A 19,993-nucleotide genomic window follows, 5' to 3' on the forward strand; every position below is an offset into this window, starting at 1 on the left:
CAGCCGGGTCGCCTGCCCATTCCCATCCCCGTGTCCTGATGCACTCCCAGCCTCACCTGTCAGACTATCGGTCAGAAATCGACGGCCTGCGCGCCATTGCTGTGCTCGGGGTCATCCTCTTTCACGTGGACGTGAAATGCCCCGGCGGTTTCGTTGGAGTGGACGTTTTTTTCGTCATTTCCGGATATTTGATCACCTCCATCCTTCTGCGGGACTTGGAAGCCGGCTGCTTCAGCCTCCTACAGTTTTGGGAGCGTCGCTGCCGCCGCATTATGCCCGCACTTGTGGTCATGGTACTCGTCACCCTCCTTGCCGCCGGCTTCCTCTTGTTGCCAGACGACTACCTCAAGCTCGGCAGGTCCGCTTTGTGGCAGGCCCTGTTTGCTAGCAATGTTTATTTTTGGCATGACACCGGTTACTTTGCTGCCGAAGCCTCGGAAAAGCCTCTGCTACACACTTGGTCCCTTGCCGTGGAGGAGCAGTTTTATCTGGGTATGCCATTGCTGCTCGCGGCGCTGGTGCGCGTGCGTCCGGTTGGCAGCCGCAGGCATATAGGCTTCACTCTAACCGCCTTGCTGATTGCCAGCCTCGGTTGGAGCGTCAACATGCTGCGGAGTGACCCAGCCTCCGCATTTTTCCTGCTGCCCAGTCGCGCTTGGGAACTGCTGGTGGGTGCCCTCCTGGCGGTGCAGCCCATGGGCAAGCCCCCCGTTCTGGGTCGCTGGCGTGAAATTTCGGCATTGCTTGGGGTGGGGGCCATCATCAGCTCCTATGCACTGTATAAGGCGGACACCCGCTTTCCTGGCCTCGCCGCCCTTCCTCCCGTGCTCGGCGCAGCCTTGTTCCTCGCAGCCAATCAACGGCCCGCTGGCACGCCGCCACCCACGTGGTGTGGTCGTCTGCTCGCCACCCGCCCGCTTGCTTTCATAGGCTTGCTCTCCTATTCACTTTATCTCTGGCACTGGCCCTTGCTAGCCTTTGTCAATTACTGGAGTTTCGTCCCGCTGGCCAAAGGCGGCAAGCTCTTGCTCATCCTGCTGATCTTTTTGCTCGCTCTACTCTCTTGGCGCTTCGTTGAGACTCCCTTCCGCCTGCGCCGTATTTGCGCTAGCCGACCCTCCATGCTCTTTGCCAGCGGCATGGCTGTTCTAATACTCCTGCTGTCAGGGGTGGGGATCACCCAATTTCAGGGTTTGCCTTGGCGCGTGCCCCCCGGTGTGAATCACGGCTATCCTAGGCACTCCGAGTCCAGCTTCATGCTTACCCACCAGACCGCCCTGGCGGATCTGGCGAAAGATCAGTTGGTGCAACTCGGCGTGCCTGGCCCCATTAGCAATAGCCAGTTCGTGTTGTGGGGGGACAGCCATGCACTCGCCGCCCATCCCGCCTTCGATAGCGTGCTGCGTGCCGCCGGCGTCTCCGGCTGCTCCATCACTCATTCCAGCACAGCTCCGCTGCTCGATTTCCATGTCAAAGTGCCCAATGGTCCCGTGACTGATACCGTCGCCCTGAATCAGGCCGCGTTTGAGTGGCTGCGTGAGCACCGCGTCCGCCACGTCGTACTCGCGGCCTATTGGCAAGTATATGAGCAGAAGGGCAGGGTGCAGGGAGTCGCACCCAGCGATTACCTCGCTCATTACCAGGGCCGCATTCTAGCCACCGTGCAGAAGCTGGTCGAGATCGGCTGCCAGCCTTGGATTATGCTGCAAGTGCCGGTGCATCCTTGGATCGTTCCCAAGGCGCATGCCTACTGCCTCATCTTCGGTGCAGATGAGAAACGCTTCTCCGCCACCCCAGACTCCTGGAACGGCCTGGCAGGGCAGGGGCCTGATTTCCTGCGTCAGGTTGAGCACGCTGGCGCACGCATCATTGATGCGCGTTCCGCATTTCTCGACTCTACTGGCCGCTACTTCCGGATATCCATGGACGGGCAGGCGCTCTATGGCGACAAGCACCATCTTAACCCTGTAGGCGCGGAAAAAATGCTGACGCCGGTGTTGCGTCGTAGCTTTTTACCGATTTTTCCCGCCCTCGGCCAACCATGACGGCCTCGCCTTCCTCCCGCACTCAGTTCCTTTGCGGCATTCAGGCATTGCGCGGAATTTTCGCTGTTCTGGTGGTTTGCCACCACATTGGGGTGCGTTCTGCGCGTCTCTGGTCGCATGACTGGCTAGGCGGCTGGTTCTATCACAACACCTTCCGTATCGATTTCTTCTTCGTTTTGAGCGGTTTCGTGCTGTGGGCATCACACAGCGGGGATGCCGGACGGCCTGCTGCCGCGCGCAGCTTTCTCCTGAGGCGTGGCTTACGCCTCTACCCGCTGCTCATGACCATGACCTTGTTCAAGGTGCTTCTCATTACTTGCTTCCCCGGCAGAAGTTCCGATAGCTATCAGATCATCCCATCTTTGCTCGCTTTTCCTCAGAGTTCCTTCCCTGTCATCGTGTCTGCATGGACGCTTTCCTTTGAGATGTATTTTATGATCATTCTTGCCGCATGCTTGGGATTGCCTGCAAAAGCTGCGCTCCCTGCCATGGTATTGGTGGCCGGACTGCTTCCAGTGGGCGGCATGTTGTTCGACGTCCACCCAGCCATCCACGGGCTGGGGTTCCTCACTCACCCGTTCATTCTGGAATTTGCTGCTGGAGCCGTGGCCGCAGAATGTGTCAGGCAGCGCGGAAGCAGAGGAGGGGGCATTTTGCTCTGCGCCGTCGCCATTGTCGGACTGGTGCTCGGCTCCACAGAGCATCTCAGGCTCAACTCCATTGCTGTCATCTGGCAGAAGTCCATCTGGGCGGTTATTTTTGCCGTAGGTTTAGGTGGAATGGCGCTTTTAGAGCGCTCTTGCCGTCCGGAGCGCTGGTGGCTGCAGGACTATTGGAGTCTGGGGCGCGCCAGTTACTCCATTTTTTTGTCCCATGGGTTTGTCCTCATGGTCGGCTTTGCCATGGGCAAACCGCAAATGTGCGGTGGCGATCCCTTTTGGACTGATGTCTTTTTGCTGCTGCTGGTCATCCTCGCCTTGTTGTTCGGGCTCGCTGTTTATAAATATTGGGAGCGTCCTCTACTCAGCTTCTGTAAATCGCTGGTGGTGAATTTTCCGTCGCGCCTTGCTGGTTCCGATTCTTCACAGACACCTCAGGTCTGACCTTATGACTCCTCTTCCCGCTTCGGCTGTCACGCGCCTTGCTTTCTTTGCCTCCTGCAGCATCGCTTTGCTCCTGCAGGGCTACACCCTGCTGCGCCCGATGTCTCTCAATGATGACATCGCCCAGCATCACATCTGGCTGGATGCCGGCGCGGGCAGCGGTTTTAGCCCCGATGATCCCTGGGTCTCCACCTCGAAGGCCATTCAACCCTATTTGTCAGCGGCGGTGTTTCAATTGCTGCATCTCGTGCTGCCAACTCTGCTCGTGGGCAAGGTTTTGGCCCTTGGCGTGCTCGCACTGACCGGGTTCCTCATGTTCAAATTGGCCGCTCGCTTCGGCTCGGCGCGGCTGGGGTGGGTCGCCATGGGGTTGTTTTTTATCTCGGACTCCTGGATCGGCATTGGCGGCGGTTTCGCGCGCGCCTTTGCCTGGCCGCTGGTCTGTGGCTTCCTCCTGGCCATGGCAAGCGGGAGGCGGTGCTGGGCAGCGGTTTGTCTCTTCTTTGCTGCGGCCCTTTATCCCATCATGTTTGTCCTGTTGGTGCCAGCCTATCTCCTGCTGTGGTTGCAGTCGGAACTGCTCGCGGGGGGCTGGCGACGACTCATTGATTGGCGTGGACAGTTTCGAGGGCAGTGGCCTCTGATGGTCGCCGTCGCGGCAGGTAGCTCCCTCGTTCTGATCAAAAGCCATGAGCTTGGCCTGCACCCTTGGGTCGGCCCGCAGGTCACGCTGGCGCAGATTAAGACCGACCCGCTTTATGGCCTAGGCGGCAGAGTTCCCGTGTGGCCGCCCTCTCCTTTTGTGCCGTCCTTTGCCTGGGCGCTCATGCCTTGGGTCAAAGGGGTGCTGGAGCCCGTGCTGCGCCATGCCGCTTCCTTCCCAGCATTCCTGAACAGTAGCTTGATGTTGTTGCTAAACGTCCTTTCGTTTGCCATCCCTGTCCTGGCCATTATCCTCGTCTTCCGGCGCGACCGTCGCCTGGCCCATGTCCTGATAGCTCTAGCCCTCAGTTCCGTGGTCATCTATTGGCTCGCGCAGCTTCTTCTGCCCAAACTCTACGAGCCTTCCCGCTATTTGAGCTGGAGCATGCCGGTGCTCGCTGTCCTCTGCTCGGCCATTCTGCTGGAGGCCGCCGTGGCACGGCTGCCCTCGGGCCGCCTTCGGCAGGCGGGCTGGATATTACTGCTGCTCGCGATGATTGCCCGCGCGCCGTCCATTCGTGGCAAAGGCGCGGAGGACGCTTCGGAATACTCCCCCTTGTACGTTGAACTGGCTCGCACAGGCGGGGAGGAGATCATCGCCAGCTTCCCTCGTACCAGCGACTTCATCCCCCTCTTCTGCCACCGCAGCGTCTTTATCAGCAACGAGTCATCCCACGGCGTGCTCTTTTCCCGCTACCGCGATCTGGTCATGACCCGTCACACTGCCTTGCTCCAGGCTTTCTATTCCCCCTCGGTGGCGGTAGTTCGCACCTTCTGCCGACAGCACAACATTAGCTGGCTCGTCGTCGAGGATAAATATTACAGCCCCGAACCTGCACCTGAAGCCCATTTTGCCCCCTTCCAAGAGCAGATGCGCGACATGCTCAAGCAAACACCCGTACCTTGGCTGCTCGCTTATGCCAGAAAAGCTGGCAAACAAGTCCAGCCCGGCGTCTACTTGCTCAACACCGGTCCGATCCTCGACTCAACTGCCCAGCCATGACCGCTCCATCCCTCACCATCCTCATTCCCTGCCTCAACGAGGAGGTGGCCATTCCTGTGGTGGTTGCCGAATACCAGCAAGCTTTTCCGCAGGCCCGCATTCTCGTCGTAGACAATGGTTCCACCGATGCCACCAGCGCACGCGCACGCGCCGCCGGAGCGGACGTGCTTGTTGAATCACGCCGAGGCAAGGCCAAGGCTGTTGCTACTGCGCTGAGCCACATTAACACGGATCTCGTGCTCATGGTGGACGGAGACGGTAGTTATCCGGCCGCCGGCGGCAAGCTGCTCTATGAACGTTACTGCGAATCTCCCGTGGATATGATCACTGGCGTGCGTCAGACCGAGCAGGACGTTTTCCGCCCCGGACATCAGTGGGGTACATCCCTGTTTGCAAGCTTTGTCAAAGCGGTGTTCGGTCATCAGCCAGGAGATGTTTTTTCAGGCCTGCGCCTGTTTTCCCGCCGCTTCTATATGAACGCACCGGTGCTTTCGCGCGGCTTTGAACTGGAGATCGAGCTGACCATTCAGGCTATCGACAAAGGCTTCAGCACCGTGGATCTTCCCATTCCCTTCGGTGATCGGGCTGAAGGCACGAGTTCCAAACTCAAGACTTTCAGGGACGGTACTCGCATTTTACGCGTGCTGTTGGTTCTTTTCCGCGATTATCGGCCAATGCGGTTCTTTGGGCTAATCGCCGCCTGTGGTTTCCTGCTTGGAGCCCTGGCGGGGGCACTGCCTGTGTATGAGTTTATTCAGACGGCCTATGTGAGTCGAGTGCCCATGGCTATTCTGGCTGCCAGCATCATGGTCATTTCTACGGTCGTTCTTTTGGTGGGATTGATCCTAGAGTCGAATCTGCGGCACCATCGAGAAATGTACCATATCCGCCTGCGCGGGTTCGGAATGCAGTCGAGGAGCTAAAAGCGGCAGCAGAGGGGCCATCTCAGATCAATAGCAGATAGAAGTAAAAGCAGCACCTTTCTGGCAGAACACCAAACAAGCCGCCGCTTTCGTTACCGTAGCTTGCATCACCGAGTCACCTTTTTCGGCATGTTCATGCCGAAAACACAAGCTAATCAAATCGTGAATGGTGCTGAGAACATTCTTGTGTGGGGGGCTCGCACTATGAAGTGGGCAATAGCCATGCAGCTTACAATGCAGGGGGGATCTCCTCTTTCCAGTTCGCACCAACCTTGGGTTTACGACACCGCCAGCTGAATCACATCCTTTTTTGGGGGGGCTGGTCAGTCGCATCGAGTTGTTCAACACGCCGATTTTGGAGTGAAGAAAACAAATCCTGCCGATGTCGCCTCACGCCATCCACTACCCAGGGCAAATGAGAACGCAGAACCATCGGTTAATTTCGAAATCGAGATTTAAAAACACTGACCTAAGATAATAAGCTTGAAACATGTGGCGGATTGCGCGATAAACGATTATTTATCTGGTCATCTGTTGGTTAATGGCACATCCAACGATGTTCATTTTCAAGTACGCGATAGACACCTCAAGAAATGGGCTGGTTTTATAAACTTCTTAAGAAAGAAGAGTTTCTTCCTACTCGTCTTGGGATGTTCGTTAATTCCTCTTATCTGATCCGCCGCGCGCTTGGTAAGGCTGTCGTAAAGCACAGCGGCGAGATGCGCGGGACGATGGTGGATTTTGGCTGCGGGACCGCCCCTTACCGGCAACTTTTCAAAATCGACCACTACTTGGGGCTGGAGATTGACTCCCCCGGGTATCCATTGAAGAACGCGCATTCGACATTGCTTTACTCCGGTGATCTCATACCGCTGGAAAATGAAAGTGTGGACAGCATTTTAATGACGGAAGTGCTGGAGCATGTTTTCAATCCAGCGCAGGTGCTGGCTGAGTTCCATCGTATCCTCCGACCCGGTGGTTGTGTGCTCATTACTTGTCCCTTTTCCTGGCCATTGCATGAGGAACCCTACGACTATGCTCGCTACACCCCATTCGCATTGCAGCACCTTGTTCAGGCCGCTGGTTTGGAACTGAAGTCTATCGAGAAATCTGGCAATTGGACACTCCTGCAGATTCAACTTCTTCTGACTTACAGCGTGCAGAATCTCCTTCCCCAGGAGGGTCGTCTCAATCGCGTGGGCAAGATCATTTATTGCACCATCCTCAATCCGCTTGCCTTGGTATTAAATTTTTTGCTGCCCAAGGATGAGCGCCTTTACTTCAACAACATTGTTGTAGCTCGAAAGAAGTGCGGCAGCAGTGAGAAATGACAGGTGTGGGAAAATAAACATTCATACAAATTTGGCGCGTGTATTCCTGAACAATTACCCTGAATCCAAGGCTGGCTTCTGGAGTGGAGACGTTTGTTGGTCGAGAGCGAAGGTGTCTCTGAGGCGCTCATGCAAATCTCTGCGCGGACTTTCCCGGACCCGAGCGCTGAGACTCTGACTGCCTCCCCCGACCTCATTTCATCCCCGAACCACGTTTGATGAGTAAATTTTCCTTTTCTGCCCTGTTTGCTCTGGCTGTGGCCTGTCTTATGACCTTGCTCCTGCAGGGGCATACGTTGCTGCGCCCCATGCTCATCACGGATGATATTGCACAGCACCATGTGTGGCTGGATGCCGTGCCCGGCAGTGGCTTTCAGCCTGACGATCCCTGGATCAAATGCTCCAAGGTTTACCAGCCTTACTTGGCTGCAGCAGCGTTTCAGGCGGTGCATCTTGTTCTGCCCACGCTGCTGGTGGGAAAAGCCATTGCGCTGGTTCTCCTGGCCTTAACCGCTTTTCTAGTCTTCCAGATTGGCATTCGTCTCGGCGGCACGCGCCTCGGCTGGATTGCCATGGGCCTCTTCTTTCTCTCCGATGGGTGGATCGGCATAAGCGGAGGTTTCTCACGCAGCTTTGCCTGGCCCCTTGTTTCGGGATTCCTGCTGGCACTCCTCAGCCGCCGTCCTGGCATTGCCGCGCTCTGCCTTTTCCTGGCTGCACCGCTGTATCCCATGCTCTTTGTGCTTCTCGCGCCCGTTTATGCCATTGTATGGCTCTATGAAGAGTTTCGCACCGGCTGGCGGCAAACCTTCAACCTGCGCACTCAATGGCAGGCGCAGTGGCCTCTGCTTCTGGCTGTCCTCGCAGGCAGTGCTCTGGTGCTGCTGAAAAGCAGGGAGATGGCCATGCACCCCTTCATGGGACCTCAAGTTACGTTGGCTCAGATCCAGACAGATCCTCTCTTTGGTGTCGGTGGCCGTGTGGTGTTGTGGCCGCAGCCACCTCTCTACGTCATGTTGCCTGGGTCTCTGTTTCCGTGGGGAAAGGTGCTGGTTGAGCCGGTGCTGCGGCATCTGGCCGCAAAGTCCGCCGCACTGGCTGGTGCGAGTGTCCTGCTGCTGTATGTTGCAGCTGTTCTCGCGTTCGTGCTGTCAATGTTTATCCTCTGGCGTCGCAGCCGGGAAAAAACTGTGGTGTTACTGGCTCTCGCGGTGGTCTCCACGGTGGCTTTTCAGGTTGCTGTGTTGCTGTTGCCCAAACTATTCGAAGCATCGCGCTATCTCATGTGGAGCATACCGCCGCTGGGCCTCATTGCTTGGTCCGTGCTGCTCGATTCCGCAATCGGTCTTGTATCGTCAAAGCGTGCGCTTCAGGTGCTGTTCGCACTGCTGGCGGTCTTATACGTAGCCAGAGCTCCGGCCATCCGCGGCCAAGGTGCCGAGGACAGCTCCGAATACTCCCCCTTGTACTCCGCACTGGCACACACAGGCGCGGGGGAGCTGATTGCCTCTTTCCCCCGCACGGCCGATCTCATTCCGGTGCTGTGCCACCGCAGCGTCTTCGTTAGCAATGAATCTTCTCACGCCGTCATGTTTACACGCTGCCGGCAACTCATCATGGAGCGCCACTCCGCACTGCTCAAGGCTTTCTATTCACCCAGCTCCACAGACGTGCGCTGCTTCTGCAAAGACAATAAAATTTCATGGCTCGTGGTGGAGGAAAAATACTATCGGCCGGACATGGCGCCAGGAATGCACTTTGCGCCTTTTGAGCAGCAGATGCGGGACATGCTGAAGCAAACCCCGCAGCCGTGGCTGCTGGCTTATGCTAGAAAAGCCGGAAAGCAGGTGCAGCCCGGCGTTTACCTTCTCGATACCGGCCACATCCAAGACCTTTCCGCTCAGTGAATTTATCAACCGCGTCAAAGTCAGCATTGATCGGTCACACCGGTCTGGTTGGTGGCAATTTGGCTCGTCAGCACCATTTTGACGAATTCTTCAATTCCAGTAATATTGGAGATATAGTCGGCAACCACTACGATCTGCTGGTGTGCAGTGGAGTATCTGGAACAAAATGGATCGCAAACCTTCATCCTGACAAGGACAAGGACAACATTGATCAGCTGATGCATCACCTCAGGCATGTCACGGCACGTCGGCTGATTCTGATTTCGACCGTGGACGTGTATGGGAATCCCAGTCAAGTGAATGAAGATTCGGTGGTTGATCCGCAGTATCAGACACCTTATGGCAGGCACCGGCACCATTTTGAAAAGTCAATCTGCGAGCATTTTCCGAATGTGACGATCATTCGTCTGCCTGCCATATACGGTTGGGGATTGAAAAAGAATGCGCTCTTCGATCTGATTCACGACCACGAGGTCGAAAAGATCAATGCCCATGCGGTTTACCAGTTCTATTGCCTCGATCGGCTTTGGCATGACATTGAGATCTGCCTCGCTCACGAACTGCCCTTGGTTAATGTAGCGACCGAACCCCTGGGCATCAGCGCGGTTGCACGGGAGCTTTTCAATGTCGAGCTGACAAATGGGGCTGCGGAGACAGCAGCTAAGTATGATTTCCGCACGAAATACGCAGCTCTTTTCAATGGCAGTAACGGCTATTTTCACGACAAGGCCACAGCGATGATAGACATCGCCGCGTTTGTGGCGCAGCAGCGTCGTGCGCGCGTTTCCTGACCAACCCCGAAACAAAAAGATGAACAAAGCTCCCCAAACCAATGCGAAAAGTCCGCCACGTGTTGCTGTTGTAATGCCAGCTTACAATGTCGCTGGGGTCGTCGCACAAGCCATTGCTGCACTGCCCCCCCATTGTGTTGATGAGATTTTTGTCGTGGACGATGGAAGCCACGACGGCACAGGCAAGGTTGCTGCGGAGGCAGGAGGAACGGTCATCACCCACACCACCAACAAGGGCTATGGCGGTGCTCAGAAATCAGGTTACAAGGCCGCGATTGAAAGCAACTCTGACATCGTGGTGCTCGTCCACGGGGACAATCAATATGACCCCTCCTTTGCAGAGCTCTTCATTGCCAAAATCCGTGACGAGGGTTTCGATGTGGTCACGGGCACTCGCATGGTGCTGGGAGATGCGCTTAGCAACAACATGCCGATCTGGAAGTACATCCCCATTCGGGCCACGACGTGGCTGCAAAACCTCATGCTGGGCACCAGCATCAGCGACTATCATGATGGCTATCGCGCCTACAGCGGCTCCTTCTTGCGTTCGGTTCCGCTGGATCAGTTGAGCAACCGCTTTGACTTTGACTTTGACATGATGATCCAGGCAGCTGTTAAAAAGTCTCGAATTGCCGAAATTCCCCACCCGACACGCTATGGCAAGGAGCATTCCCAGCTTCCTTTCGGCAAAGCAGTGGCGTGCCAGCTCACGATTTTCAAATCAGCGTTTAAGTTCCTTCTGCATCGTCTGGGACTCATGCGTCAGGATACTTATGAGCGCAGAGCCTGACTGACGGTTTTCTCATAGTTCTTCGGATTTTGGCTCGCAGTTAACACTGTTCTATCAGCGGTTCTTTAATCTGGCCAGTATTCGCTATCACCATGCGCTCGATCATCATTGCAGGCGGCGGCTATTTTGGCTGCTCCATCGCGCTGATGCTCCATGCCAGGGGCTGGCGTGCCATCGTGATTGAAGAAGCAGACGATCTGCTCACGCAGGCCTCCCGGATCAACCAGGCGCGGGTTCATGGCGGTTATCACTATCCGCGCAGCCTTATGACGGCCTATCGCTCACGTCAGAACTATGAGCGCTTCCGCCAGTCGAATCGGTCGGCCATTGTGGATGAGTTTACGAAAGTTTATGCCGTGGCACGGAACTTTTCAAAAGTCACCGCGAACCAGTTTGAGACCTTCATGAAGCGTGTGGGAGCTCCGTTGAAAGAGCCGCCTGCTGCGATCCAACGCCTGTTTGACCCTGCGCTTACCGAGCGATCATGGATCGCACAGGAATGCGCTTTCGACTTCTCTGTCCTCAGGGACACCCTGCGCCAAAAAATGGAAGCCGCAGGAATTGAAGTCCGTTTGCGCTCAACAGTTCTTACTGCTTCTCCACATCTTTCCGGGGCCGTGGCTGGACTTTCGGATGGTTCGGAAATTGAATGTCGGTTCATTCTCAACGTCACTTATGCCGGCTTGAACCGCATCACAGCCGCTTCAGGTCTTCCTCCTGTTCCACTGAAATATGAACTCGCAGAACTCGCCCTGGTGAAATTGCCGCCAGAATTAGATGGAATTTCAGTGACAATGATGTGCGGCCCGTTTTTTTCATTCCTGCCGTTTCCATCTTTGGGTTTGACTACGCTAAGTCATGTGCGCTACACACCGCATGCCAGCTGGACTGAAAAGGACCATAGGCTGGCCGAAACTCCCTATGAGACTTTCAATGCCATGGGCAAACATAGTCACTTTAAACTGATGTTGGCCGATGCTTCCCGCTTCTTGCCCGCTCTCAGCGGTGCCAGATACCATGATTCGTTATGGACAATCAAAACCATCCTGCCTTTGAGCGAGATCGACGATGGCCGCCCAATACTTTTTCATCGCGATCCCGTCATGCCTTCCGTCATTCATGTGATGGGCGGCAAGATCGACAACATCTTCGATGTGGAAGTCGAGATCGATGAATTGCTGAAAAATGCTGGATGAATGATCTAATGTGACGGAACTAGGAGGCGATTGCGCCTTTCCTGTTTTTCTGACCGCAGTTTCATTTCATGGACAACAACACCGTAATCAGCATCGTCGTTCCCTTGCAGCAGGATGCTGGTCTCGTGGAGGAAGTGGTGAATGGAATTGACCTTGTCCTGAAAGATCGTTACCGCTTTTTTGAGATCGTTCTCGTGGATGACGGCTCCAGTGATGGCACCAATGCAGCTATACAGCCACTGCTGAAGAAAATTCGGCGCATTCGCTACATGTTGCTCTCAAAGACTTTTGGCAGGGAGGTGGCTCTGACGGCCGGCATTGAATCTGCCATCGGCGACTACGTCGTCACCCTCGATCCGCGAACAGACCCATTTGATCTTATTCCATTGATGATTGACAGCTGTCGAAAGAGCGGGGGAATTGTTCATGGCATGGCGGAGAATCTGCTGAGGCGGTGGTTTTTTCGTGAATGGTGCGGCAGCTTGTTCCGCAGCTACTGCCGCAAACACCTTGGTGTTGACCTCAAACACGGTGTCTCTGATTTTCGCGTCATGAGCCGTCAGGCGGTGAACGCCTTGCTGCAAGTGCGTGAGCAGAGCCGCTATCTGCGAGTGATGACCCTCTCGCTTGGATATCAGCACGATTTTTATCCGTATCAGGTTAAGCATCGCAAGGGCTACCGTCCTCCGGCATGGCACAATGAAGTTGTCACTGCCGTCAATTTGCTTGCAGCAAATACGCGCCACCCGCTGCGGATTGTGACCGCCGTCGGAGTCTTGGGCGCATTGTTAAATCTTTCTTACGCCTGCTATGTCATGGTGGTTTACTTGCTGCGGCCCTCGGTGGCAGAAGGATGGACGACCCTTTCGCTCCAAGCCAGCGGCATGTTTTTTCTTATTTGCCTCATCCTTGCTGTTCTCAGCGAGTATGTGGGTGTCATCCTTGGGGAAGTGCGGACCCGCCCCTTGTACTTCATCGCTCAAGAGCTTAACAGCTCGGTGCTTTTAGAAGACACAATCCAATCCAGCATTGTCAAAGAATCGGTGGGCGAATAAGCATTATGCAGAAGCGCGATATCAGTACGGAAATCGTTAGGCCCCAAGCCTCGCATGAGCGCATCATTGCTCTGGACGCATTGCGAGTCATCGCTGCCTTCATCGTGTTAGCGCAGCATTTTCGTCTGGTCTTCGAACTCAACTGGCCCGAGTGGCTGCGCAAAGGCTTGTTCGACTCCAAAGGGGCGGTGATGCTGTTTTTTGTGCTCAGCGGCTATGTGCTTGCCTTGTCTCTCGGAAGCAGGCTTCCCTCATTCATGGCATATGTGAAGTTTGTCGTGCGCCGTCTCTTTCGTCTCTTTCCTGTCTATTGGGCTGCTCTACTGTTGGCTTTTGCTGTCTTGTGGTGTGTGCAAAAGCATGGGGCAGGGCAGGTGACAGGACTGCCCGCCTGGTTTCTTGATAGCAGAGACATGCAATGGAAACAATGGTTGCTGCAGAGCACGCTCGTCGCCCCTGGCATGAAGTCCGACTTTTCCTTGCCCACGGTATGGACGCTGATGACCGAGGCCAAGGTCTCCATGGTCTTTCCATTGCTTGCATGGGTGATCTTGCGCAGTCCTGGCTGGCTGGCTGGCGCTCTGGTTGCCGCTTTGGTGCTTGGCAGCGCTTGGCTGGACCAGCATGTCGTCGGCACCGCAGCTTTTCTCGGCATGTTTGCTCTCGGCACGTTGCTGTGCCGCTTGCCTTCCACTGCATGGAGCCGGCTGAATCAAGCCGCATGGTGGGGCCTGATGCTTCTGGGCCTCGGGCTGTATGCCGCCATCTCCTGGCGCTATGTGATGCCCAGCATTTGGCTTGGCTACTATCTTTGTGGCCTTGGTTCGCTCATCTTCATCGCGGGCACGATCCATTGGCCGCGCATGCGTTCTTTATTGACACGGCTGCAGCAGCTTCTGCGTGTGGACCTCTCCTACAGCATCTATATCCTCCACTACCCGGTGTTGGTGGCGTTGAAAAAACTCTGCGGGTCGGCTATCCCAGCTTCGCCACTGCTGGCTTTCATGCTTGCCTTGGGATTGACGGTAGGACTCGGCCTGCTGCTTCATTTCACAATCGAGATGCCAGCTATTGAGCTTGGCCGAAGGCTGACGCGTTCCAGGACAGCTCAGCAGTCCGTTCTGCCTCATGAGTGACGAAGTCCAGATATGCCAGATTTTTCCGCATTACGCTCCTGTTCTGGCCGGCGCGGCTGAGCGTTTCCGTCGCTATGCGCCTGGGCTTCATGCGCGTGGCGTTAAGACTTCCGTGATTACCTCACGTAGTGATCCCTCGCTGCCTCTGGAGGAAACGTTGGAGGGGCTCGTTAGTGTTTCCCGCATGGAGGTGGGGCTTGATGCGCGGGCGCGCGATCAGCGTCTGTTCCGAGCTGCAGCAGCTCATCTCCAGAGGCAGGGCATGGCAGGGGCGCAGGTGGTGCAGACCATCAAAATAGACCGTCGTCTTTTTCGCAGTCTGCTCTCGATTAAACGCCAAGGCCGGGCGCTCATGTTTGTCTCCACCATGGTGGAGCCCGAGACCTGGGGGCGTACGGCATTGCATCGTTGGGCCAATCTCCAGTTGCAAATTCTATCGCAGCGCCTTTTCGATGCAGTTGTCGTCGGCTCACCCGTGATGGCAGCGGCACAACGCCGCATGGGGGTTGGCGAATGCCGACTGCACATCATCTCTCATGGTGTGGACACCCACCGCTTTCAGCCTGCGGAACCTGACCAACCGCTGCCCGCCTTGGTTGAAAAAGTGCTGCCTGCCGGCGCGAAAGTCTGCCTCTATGTGGGGCATTTGATCCCGCGCAAAGGCGTTCTCACGCTATTAGAGGCCTGGCCCGAAGTGGCCATGCGCCATCCTGATGCCTGGCTCGTCCTCGTCGGCGCACTACAGCGCCCCACAATTTCTTCTGAACGGGAACGGCAGGAAATAGAGACTTATCAAAACGCTTTGTTCAAGAAATTGAATTCTCTGCCACAGGTGCTTCACGTGCCCGAGCAGAAAGATATTCACCGCTGGTATCAAATGGCGGATATGTTTATCTTTCCTTCCACACAAGAAGGCTTTCCCAATGCCCTGTTGGAGGCCATGAGCACAGGCCTGCCCTGTCTCACCCGCCGCTTCATGGGCTTTCCAGAAGGTCAGCTCGGTGAGCGGCAGGGGGTGATACAAGTGGTAGGCGCAGAGCCCCCTTCATGGTCCCAGGCCATTTCTGCGCTATTGCATGATGAACCGACGAGGCGCCGGATGGGATGCGCTGCACGCGAGCTCATTGTGCGGGACCACGCGTTGCAAAAAACACTGGACGAGTATGCCAGCCTGTATCATTTACTTTCCCGCTTGGGCGATGTCGCATGAATTCTGAAAAACTCAGCGTGTTGATTCCAGTGCTCAATGGGGCACAGTTTATCGAAGAAGCCTTGGCCTCGCTCCAGCAGCAGACGAACAGCAATTTCGAGGTGCTCGTTTGGGACAATGGCTCCACTGATGGCACGCTGGAGATTCTTGACCGCTGGTTGCCTGCACGTCTCCCTGGGCGTGTGTTTCGCAGTGAACCGCTTTCATTGGGGCTCTCCCTGGCGCGTCTTGTCGAGGTCGCAAATACAGAATTTTGCGCCCGCATGGATGCGGACGACATTTGCCATCCTGAGAGGTTTGAGCGACAGCTTGCCTTCCTTCGTCAGCATCCCAACCTCGCCCTCGTCGGAACAGACCGCGTTTGCATCGACATGTCTGGCAACATTATGGAGGGATGGTCAGTGCTCCCCTTCACGCCCACAGAGGTGCTCCATGCCACATTGGTGGGACCGCGCATCTGGCATCCAACCGTGATTTTCAAACGCAGTGCCGTTCTTCAAGTCGGCAATTATCAGGATCATAGCACAGCGGAGGAGCCTTACTGGTCTGAGGACTACGACCTGTGGATGCGCCTGCTGACTCATCATCTGGCCGCGACCATGCCGGAGCGCTTGCTGCACTACCGCATCAACCCTGAAGGGGTAACGCAGAAGGCCATGCGTGAAAAGCGCGCCGCCCTTGCGCGGCGCCGGGTTTGGGAGCGCCACGCCGCCGCTTTCACCGACCTGCCAACGCCAACGGCCATGCAATTGCATGACCGGGCGAGCAGCTTCGCCCTGCCTGCGCTCTGGCGCATGGCACGTCACTTTCAGCGTTTGGATGGCATGCCGCCCATCGCCCGCCTGCGTCACCCCTCGTTCATGGCTGCCATGGATAAGTTAGTTGCCCGCAAAGATCTGGCGGCGCGCATCTGGCTCAAGGCCTGCCGTGCTCTGCAGCCAGTTCCAGCAAACGCTCCGTCCACACCTTGACCGGGTCCGCAGGTATGCGCTCCTGAACCAAGCGGCGGCCAGCTGCCCCCATGGCTTCCCAGTGATCGCGGTTAGACCAGGCACGATCCATGACCTCATGCAGCGCCTCGGTATCACAGCCGGTGGCGAGAAATCCCGAACTCCCCGGCTGTATCATCTCCGGGATGCCGCCCGCAGGCGTGGCAATGACTGCCCGCCCTGCCCACATGGCTTCGATCAGTGCAATAGGCAACCCCTCATGTCGCGACGGAAGCAGCAGGGCATGATGTTCACGCCACACCGCGTTCATGTCATCCACATGACCAGAGAACACCACTTTGTCCGCGATCTGTAACTCCTGACAAAGGGCACGCAGCGTGCGTTCACAGCCGCCGTTGCCTAGAAGGGAGACTTGGATCTTCCGCTCCCGCCACTCAGGGCGGGCTAGTGCTTCGAACAGCATGTCATGCCCCTTCGTTTTGGGGTGAAGCCGCGCCGGCAGCGCCAATTTCACAGGCATTTCTGGGCCAAGCTGCGGCATCGGGATGGCCGCAACGCTCACCAGAAAGGGGTTCCGCACGATGCGGGCATTCGGGAGCCGGCGTCCCGTTTGCCGAACAAACAGCTCCCGGTTGTGTTCCGACACAAAACAGGCCTCCAGAGCTTGGCTGTAAGTGCGGTGAATCCTTTCCGCCAGCGTGTCGTCCGGCCAATTGTCCGTAGACACCAGATGTGTCACCACCACACAGGGATGCCGGCCTTCATGAATGACCTCCAGCAGTGGGATGCCATCCACCAGAGTTCCAGAGTTGAAGATAATCAGGTCTGGCTGCTCCAGCTTCAGTAAGGCTTGCAGGCGGCGTAGACGTCTCGGCATGCCGCCAGTCATGCGTTCCAAAATTTTACTAATCACGGCTCGCCTGCCTGTGAGGTCCAGCGGGCGGTGGGGAACTCCGAAACTCTCAAGTTGCTGCAGACGCCGCTGAGCTCCCGCCTTCCACTCCGTCAAAGCCATGACTGCATGCCCCTTGCTTTGCAGCCGGCCAGCAGTTTGCACCCAAAGCTCCTCGCTGCCGCCACCGCCTTGATTGGCGCTTATAAAAATAAATTTCATGTGTCAAGCAGGGAAGGGGGTTCCTGGGCAGTGGTGGGGCATACAGAGTAAGGCTGCTCTTAATGCCAGCAACACTCAGCGCTGTCAAAAAATGCAGTTTAAAACCGTTGTTCCTTGCCCTCTCAACCTGACACGATTATCTCACACTCCTTCGGCCAACTCTCATCAACAGGGCCTCGACTGAACAATGGCGGCTCCTCACCGTTTTAAAGAATACCTATGATTAAAAACCGCAGTGGTCTGACTATTTTGGAAGCGCTCGTCGTCATGACGGTATCTATAGTGCTGCTTTGGATTGTGATTCCCGTCAGCATGGTGCGTCTTGGCTGGAAAGAGGCTGGTGCCATGGTCGTCACTGAAGGTGACAAAGCTCCGGAATATCAAGGCGAGCCGCTTAGTCTGGATGTCTTGAAGCCTCGTGTGGACGACTTGCAGAAGCCCAGGGTTTTGCCTGACAGTCAGTTTGTCCCGAGGGCTCCCAACACTCCGCCCAAGAAGAACCCCTTGGAATAGGCGGGGCTGAGCGCCTTGCTGATTTCATGGATTCACCTTTAAAACAGGACGTTCTGGCTGACAATCTTACGGTCCCCGTGCTCATAGTGGCCCGCATAGGTGCCGTCTGGCATTTGTTGCGTGGTTGGTTATTTAGGGGCACACTTCTCACCGTTGGTTGCTTGCTCGGCTTGGCTATGCTCATCCGTTATCGGGCGGAAAGTAATCTGCTGACCATCTTTCTCGCTTTTCTCCCGGCTTGGGTGCTGTCACTTCCCCTGCTGGCAACACTCTTCGCCAGTCTGGTTTTCCTCTGCTGGCGCTCCGCTCTGCTCTCGGTCTCTTCAGCCATTATCATCGTACTCTGGCTGGGGGGCTTCAGCTTCTCTCTCGGGCAGAACACCCCCACTGTACGCGGCCCGGATACCCTCTCGGTCATGACATATAACCGCGGCCAGGGTTCCGAAGCCGTTTTGATCAATTGTGCTACAGCACACCAGCCCGATATTGCTGTCTTTCAGGACGCTGGCCACCGACTTGGCCGCATTGCTTCACTGCCTTGCTTTGCCCAGCACCAATATCGGTATGAGAGTGGTGAGTATGTTTTGCTAAGCCGCTGGCCGGTGGTTGAAAAAGAAGCCATCGAGCTCGACTGGCCCGCTGGTAAAACAGGATTCTGGCGTGTTGGCACACGTTCTGTCATCGACTGGAACGGCCGACGTATCGCCGTCTACAACATTCATCTGCCCACCCCTAGAGACCTACTCTACTGGTATGCAAGGCGTGGCACCTTTCTTTATGGTCTGCTAGGTCTTGTCCCTGGAACTCCATTTCATGTGCGGCATCAGCACTACCTGTCCTACTGGACGGCACGAGTCAGGCTGGCAGATCAACTCGCCGCTCGAGTGCGCAAGGAGTCACTCCCTGTCGTTATGATGGGCGATCTTAACACCCCCCCAGTGGGGTGCGGATACCGTGCGTTGCGTTCCGTCCTGCAAGACGCACATCTAGCCGCTGGCAGCGGGTTTGGTTTCACATTCCCGAGCAATTTCAAATCCATTGGCAGGTATTTTGCTCCTTGGATACGCATTGATCACGTCCTTGCCTCGGCGCAATGGGAGATAGTCTCTTGTCCAAGCCCTTCGAAAGAAACCTCTCAACACCTGCCCGTAGCTGCTCAGCTAAATCTCAATCAAAAAGCTATAAAGTAATGAGTGCTAGCGTACTGAGTTACTAGTGGCATGGCAAATGCTTACTTGATATTCCACGAATTGATATTCCTTGGCAAATTTTGTCCCAAAAATGTTAATTGCACAATCTAAATTTGAATTTAATCCTTCGCTGTAGATAAGCTGTAGTTCATTACATAACCCCATCACACACTCTATGAATCTGAATTTTAACAAAAATCTGCTGCCCATCTGCGCGGTTGCCTCTTTGCTCGTGATTGGTGCCGTTGATCTTTTCGCATTTGGTGGTGCCTATGGTGGTTTTGCTTTTGGTCTCGGTTACTTTCCTCAGCAAGATCGCACCTTGGGCCGGGTGCAGATCGCTGCAGACAGCAACTATGATGGATTCTTGAATTCCAGCGACACTGAGGCCAGTGATAATGTTAAGCGCAATCCTCCAGGTTTGATCGTGGGCACTCGTGAACTCGCTCGTGTTGATCTTAGCGTTATTCATAATACTGCGCTTCAGACCAACGGTTCGCCTGATCTCAAGTTCTTGTATTACAAAACCGCTGCCATCCTCGATCTCCGCCCGGTAAATCTCGGTCATAAGCGTGGTCGCTTCCCATCTTACGAAGAAGAACAGAGCCGTAGCGGTCGTGTTCGTGTTTGGCTTGACACCAACCGTACTACTCTTTTGCTCGATTCTGCAGATCCTAGCAAACGCCGCGTGGAGTGGCCTGCTGCCTCCAGTCTTCCACCCAAGCACGTTTATGTCGAAGGCGTCAGTGTTGGCGACTCTGGTACGGTGATGATGTTGACCCTGCTCCTTGACAACAACAACCTCAGCCCTGTGGCCGATAAGCTTTGGGGCGAGAAAGCCGCTTGGGATGCAATGATGTTCTCTGTATGGCCCAGTCCTAAGACCAAGCCCTTCATTGACAAGTCGCCCGTTTGGAAGCGTTTCTAACTGGTTGAATATTAGAAACGCCTAGCATGAGGCATAATAATTTAAAAACCTAAAACTCAGTGTATTTATTTCAAAATGCCTTGGTGGCCGACCCACAAAACATTTC

At 55.6% G+C, this 19,993-nt stretch carries 17 protein-coding genes; 16 read left to right on the forward strand and 1 reads right to left on the reverse strand.

The genetic code is table 11. From position 1 onward, the window contains the following. Positions 1-38 precede the first annotated feature (38 nt). The 13 genes from HNQ65_RS00170 (at position 39) to HNQ65_RS00230 (ending at position 16,163) form a co-directional block, all read left to right on the forward strand. Complete coding sequence (locus tag HNQ65_RS00170) at positions 39-2,045, forward strand: acyltransferase family protein (protein ID WP_184337242.1); 2,007 nt, start codon at positions 39-41, stop codon at positions 2,043-2,045. Continuing rightward, positions 2,042-3,148: an acyltransferase family protein gene (locus HNQ65_RS00175; protein ID WP_184337243.1), complete on the forward strand. Its 1,107-nt coding sequence runs from the start codon at positions 2,042-2,044 to the stop codon at positions 3,146-3,148. Before HNQ65_RS00170 ends, HNQ65_RS00175 begins: the two co-directional genes overlap by 4 nt. Positions 3,149-3,152: 4 nt before the next feature. Further along, entirely contained in the window at positions 3,153-4,853 is a 1,701-nt protein-coding gene (locus HNQ65_RS00180) for a hypothetical protein (RefSeq protein ID WP_184337244.1), read from the forward strand. Beyond that, positions 4,850-5,776, forward strand: coding sequence for a glycosyltransferase family 2 protein (locus HNQ65_RS00185; protein ID WP_184337245.1), 927 nt, complete (start codon positions 4,850-4,852; stop codon positions 5,774-5,776). The genes HNQ65_RS00180 and HNQ65_RS00185 overlap by 4 nt, the downstream gene beginning before the upstream one ends. 593 nt (positions 5,777-6,369) lie before the next feature. After that, positions 6,370-7,107 carry a class I SAM-dependent methyltransferase gene (locus HNQ65_RS00190; RefSeq protein ID WP_184337246.1) on the forward strand — a complete coding sequence of 246 codons (738 nt, stop codon included), beginning with the start codon at positions 6,370-6,372 and terminating at the stop codon, positions 7,105-7,107. A 269-nt stretch (positions 7,108-7,376) separates the two neighbouring features. Beyond that, positions 7,377-9,014 (forward strand): hypothetical protein, encoded by a 1,638-nt coding sequence (locus tag HNQ65_RS00195; RefSeq protein WP_184337247.1) that lies wholly within the window; start codon positions 7,377-7,379, stop codon positions 9,012-9,014. Further along, positions 9,011-9,805 (forward strand): NAD-dependent epimerase/dehydratase family protein, encoded by a 795-nt coding sequence (locus HNQ65_RS00200; protein WP_184337248.1) that lies wholly within the window; start codon positions 9,011-9,013, stop codon positions 9,803-9,805. The genes HNQ65_RS00195 and HNQ65_RS00200 overlap by 4 nt, the downstream gene beginning before the upstream one ends. A 19-nt stretch (positions 9,806-9,824) precedes the next feature. Then, positions 9,825-10,595 (forward strand): glycosyltransferase, encoded by a 771-nt coding sequence (locus HNQ65_RS00205; RefSeq protein WP_184337249.1) that lies wholly within the window; start codon positions 9,825-9,827, stop codon positions 10,593-10,595. A 92-nt stretch (positions 10,596-10,687) separates the two neighbouring features. Further along, complete coding sequence (locus HNQ65_RS00210) at positions 10,688-11,791, forward strand: NAD(P)/FAD-dependent oxidoreductase (protein ID WP_184337250.1); 1,104 nt, start codon at positions 10,688-10,690, stop codon at positions 11,789-11,791. 68 nt (positions 11,792-11,859) lie between these two features. Next, positions 11,860-12,846 (forward strand): glycosyltransferase, encoded by a 987-nt coding sequence (locus tag HNQ65_RS00215; RefSeq protein WP_184337251.1) that lies wholly within the window; start codon positions 11,860-11,862, stop codon positions 12,844-12,846. Positions 12,847-12,851: 5 nt separating this feature from the next. Then, positions 12,852-13,982 carry an acyltransferase family protein gene (locus HNQ65_RS00220; protein WP_184337252.1) on the forward strand — a complete coding sequence of 377 codons (1,131 nt, stop codon included), beginning with the start codon at positions 12,852-12,854 and terminating at the stop codon, positions 13,980-13,982. Further along, entirely contained in the window at positions 13,975-15,192 is a 1,218-nt protein-coding gene (locus HNQ65_RS00225; protein ID WP_184337253.1) for a glycosyltransferase family 4 protein, read from the forward strand. The genes HNQ65_RS00220 and HNQ65_RS00225 overlap by 8 nt, the downstream gene beginning before the upstream one ends. Then, complete coding sequence (locus HNQ65_RS00230; protein WP_184337254.1) at positions 15,189-16,163, forward strand: glycosyltransferase; 975 nt, start codon at positions 15,189-15,191, stop codon at positions 16,161-16,163. Before HNQ65_RS00225 ends, HNQ65_RS00230 begins: the two co-directional genes overlap by 4 nt. Here the strand turns inward: HNQ65_RS00230 and HNQ65_RS00235 are convergent. Then, positions 16,108-17,256: a glycosyltransferase family 4 protein gene (locus HNQ65_RS00235; protein WP_184337255.1), complete on the reverse strand. Its 1,149-nt coding sequence runs from the start codon at positions 17,254-17,256 to the stop codon at positions 16,108-16,110. The two genes, HNQ65_RS00230 and HNQ65_RS00235, sit on opposite strands and share 56 nt — an antisense overlap. A 219-nt stretch (positions 17,257-17,475) precedes the next feature. Here HNQ65_RS00235 and HNQ65_RS00240 point away from each other — a divergent pair, with 219 nt between their 5' ends. The 3 genes from HNQ65_RS00240 to HNQ65_RS00250 all read left to right on the forward strand — a co-directional run bounded on the left by HNQ65_RS00240 (position 17,476) and on the right by HNQ65_RS00250 (position 19,887). Then, positions 17,476-17,769, forward strand: coding sequence for a hypothetical protein (locus HNQ65_RS00240; RefSeq protein WP_184337256.1), 294 nt, complete (start codon positions 17,476-17,478; stop codon positions 17,767-17,769). Positions 17,770-17,795: 26 nt separating this feature from the next. Then, the gene (locus HNQ65_RS00245) at positions 17,796-18,959 is read left to right on the forward strand and encodes an endonuclease/exonuclease/phosphatase family protein (RefSeq protein WP_184337257.1); all 1,164 of its coding nucleotides are present in this window, start codon (positions 17,796-17,798) and stop codon (positions 18,957-18,959) included. Between the two features lie 175 nt (positions 18,960-19,134). Continuing rightward, on the forward strand, positions 19,135-19,887 hold the full coding sequence (locus HNQ65_RS00250; protein WP_184337258.1) for a hypothetical protein: 753 nt from the start codon (positions 19,135-19,137) through the stop codon (positions 19,885-19,887). Positions 19,888-19,993: the final 106 nt, after the last annotated feature.

Origin of the sequence: Prosthecobacter vanneervenii, from assembly GCF_014203095.1 — a bacterium.
Lineage (GTDB): Bacteria > Verrucomicrobiota > Verrucomicrobiia > Verrucomicrobiales > Verrucomicrobiaceae > Prosthecobacter > Prosthecobacter vanneervenii.

Coding starts and splice junctions, on each gene's coding strand:
- HNQ65_RS00245 (WP_184337257.1), top strand. CDS start 17,796: ATGGATTCACCTTTAAAACAGGACGTTCTGGCTGACAATCTTACGGTC.
- HNQ65_RS00235 (WP_184337255.1), bottom strand. CDS start 17,256: ATGAAATTTATTTTTATAAGCGCCAATCAAGGCGGTGGCGGCAGCGAG.
- HNQ65_RS00195 (WP_184337247.1), top strand. CDS start 7,377: ATGACCTTGCTCCTGCAGGGGCATACGTTGCTGCGCCCCATGCTCATC.
- HNQ65_RS00175 (WP_184337243.1), top strand. CDS start 2,042: ATGACGGCCTCGCCTTCCTCCCGCACTCAGTTCCTTTGCGGCATTCAG.
- HNQ65_RS00225 (WP_184337253.1), top strand. CDS start 13,975: ATGAGTGACGAAGTCCAGATATGCCAGATTTTTCCGCATTACGCTCCT.
- HNQ65_RS00205 (WP_184337249.1), top strand. CDS start 9,825: ATGAACAAAGCTCCCCAAACCAATGCGAAAAGTCCGCCACGTGTTGCT.
- HNQ65_RS00240 (WP_184337256.1), top strand. CDS start 17,476: ATGATTAAAAACCGCAGTGGTCTGACTATTTTGGAAGCGCTCGTCGTC.
- HNQ65_RS00230 (WP_184337254.1), top strand. CDS start 15,189: ATGAATTCTGAAAAACTCAGCGTGTTGATTCCAGTGCTCAATGGGGCA.
- HNQ65_RS00215 (WP_184337251.1), top strand. CDS start 11,860: ATGGACAACAACACCGTAATCAGCATCGTCGTTCCCTTGCAGCAGGAT.
- HNQ65_RS00220 (WP_184337252.1), top strand. CDS start 12,852: ATGCAGAAGCGCGATATCAGTACGGAAATCGTTAGGCCCCAAGCCTCG.
- HNQ65_RS00170 (WP_184337242.1), top strand. CDS start 39: ATGCACTCCCAGCCTCACCTGTCAGACTATCGGTCAGAAATCGACGGC.
- HNQ65_RS00210 (WP_184337250.1), top strand. CDS start 10,688: ATGCGCTCGATCATCATTGCAGGCGGCGGCTATTTTGGCTGCTCCATC.
- HNQ65_RS00250 (WP_184337258.1), top strand. CDS start 19,135: ATGAATCTGAATTTTAACAAAAATCTGCTGCCCATCTGCGCGGTTGCC.
- HNQ65_RS00180 (WP_184337244.1), top strand. CDS start 3,153: ATGACTCCTCTTCCCGCTTCGGCTGTCACGCGCCTTGCTTTCTTTGCC.
- HNQ65_RS00190 (WP_184337246.1), top strand. CDS start 6,370: ATGGGCTGGTTTTATAAACTTCTTAAGAAAGAAGAGTTTCTTCCTACT.
- HNQ65_RS00185 (WP_184337245.1), top strand. CDS start 4,850: ATGACCGCTCCATCCCTCACCATCCTCATTCCCTGCCTCAACGAGGAG.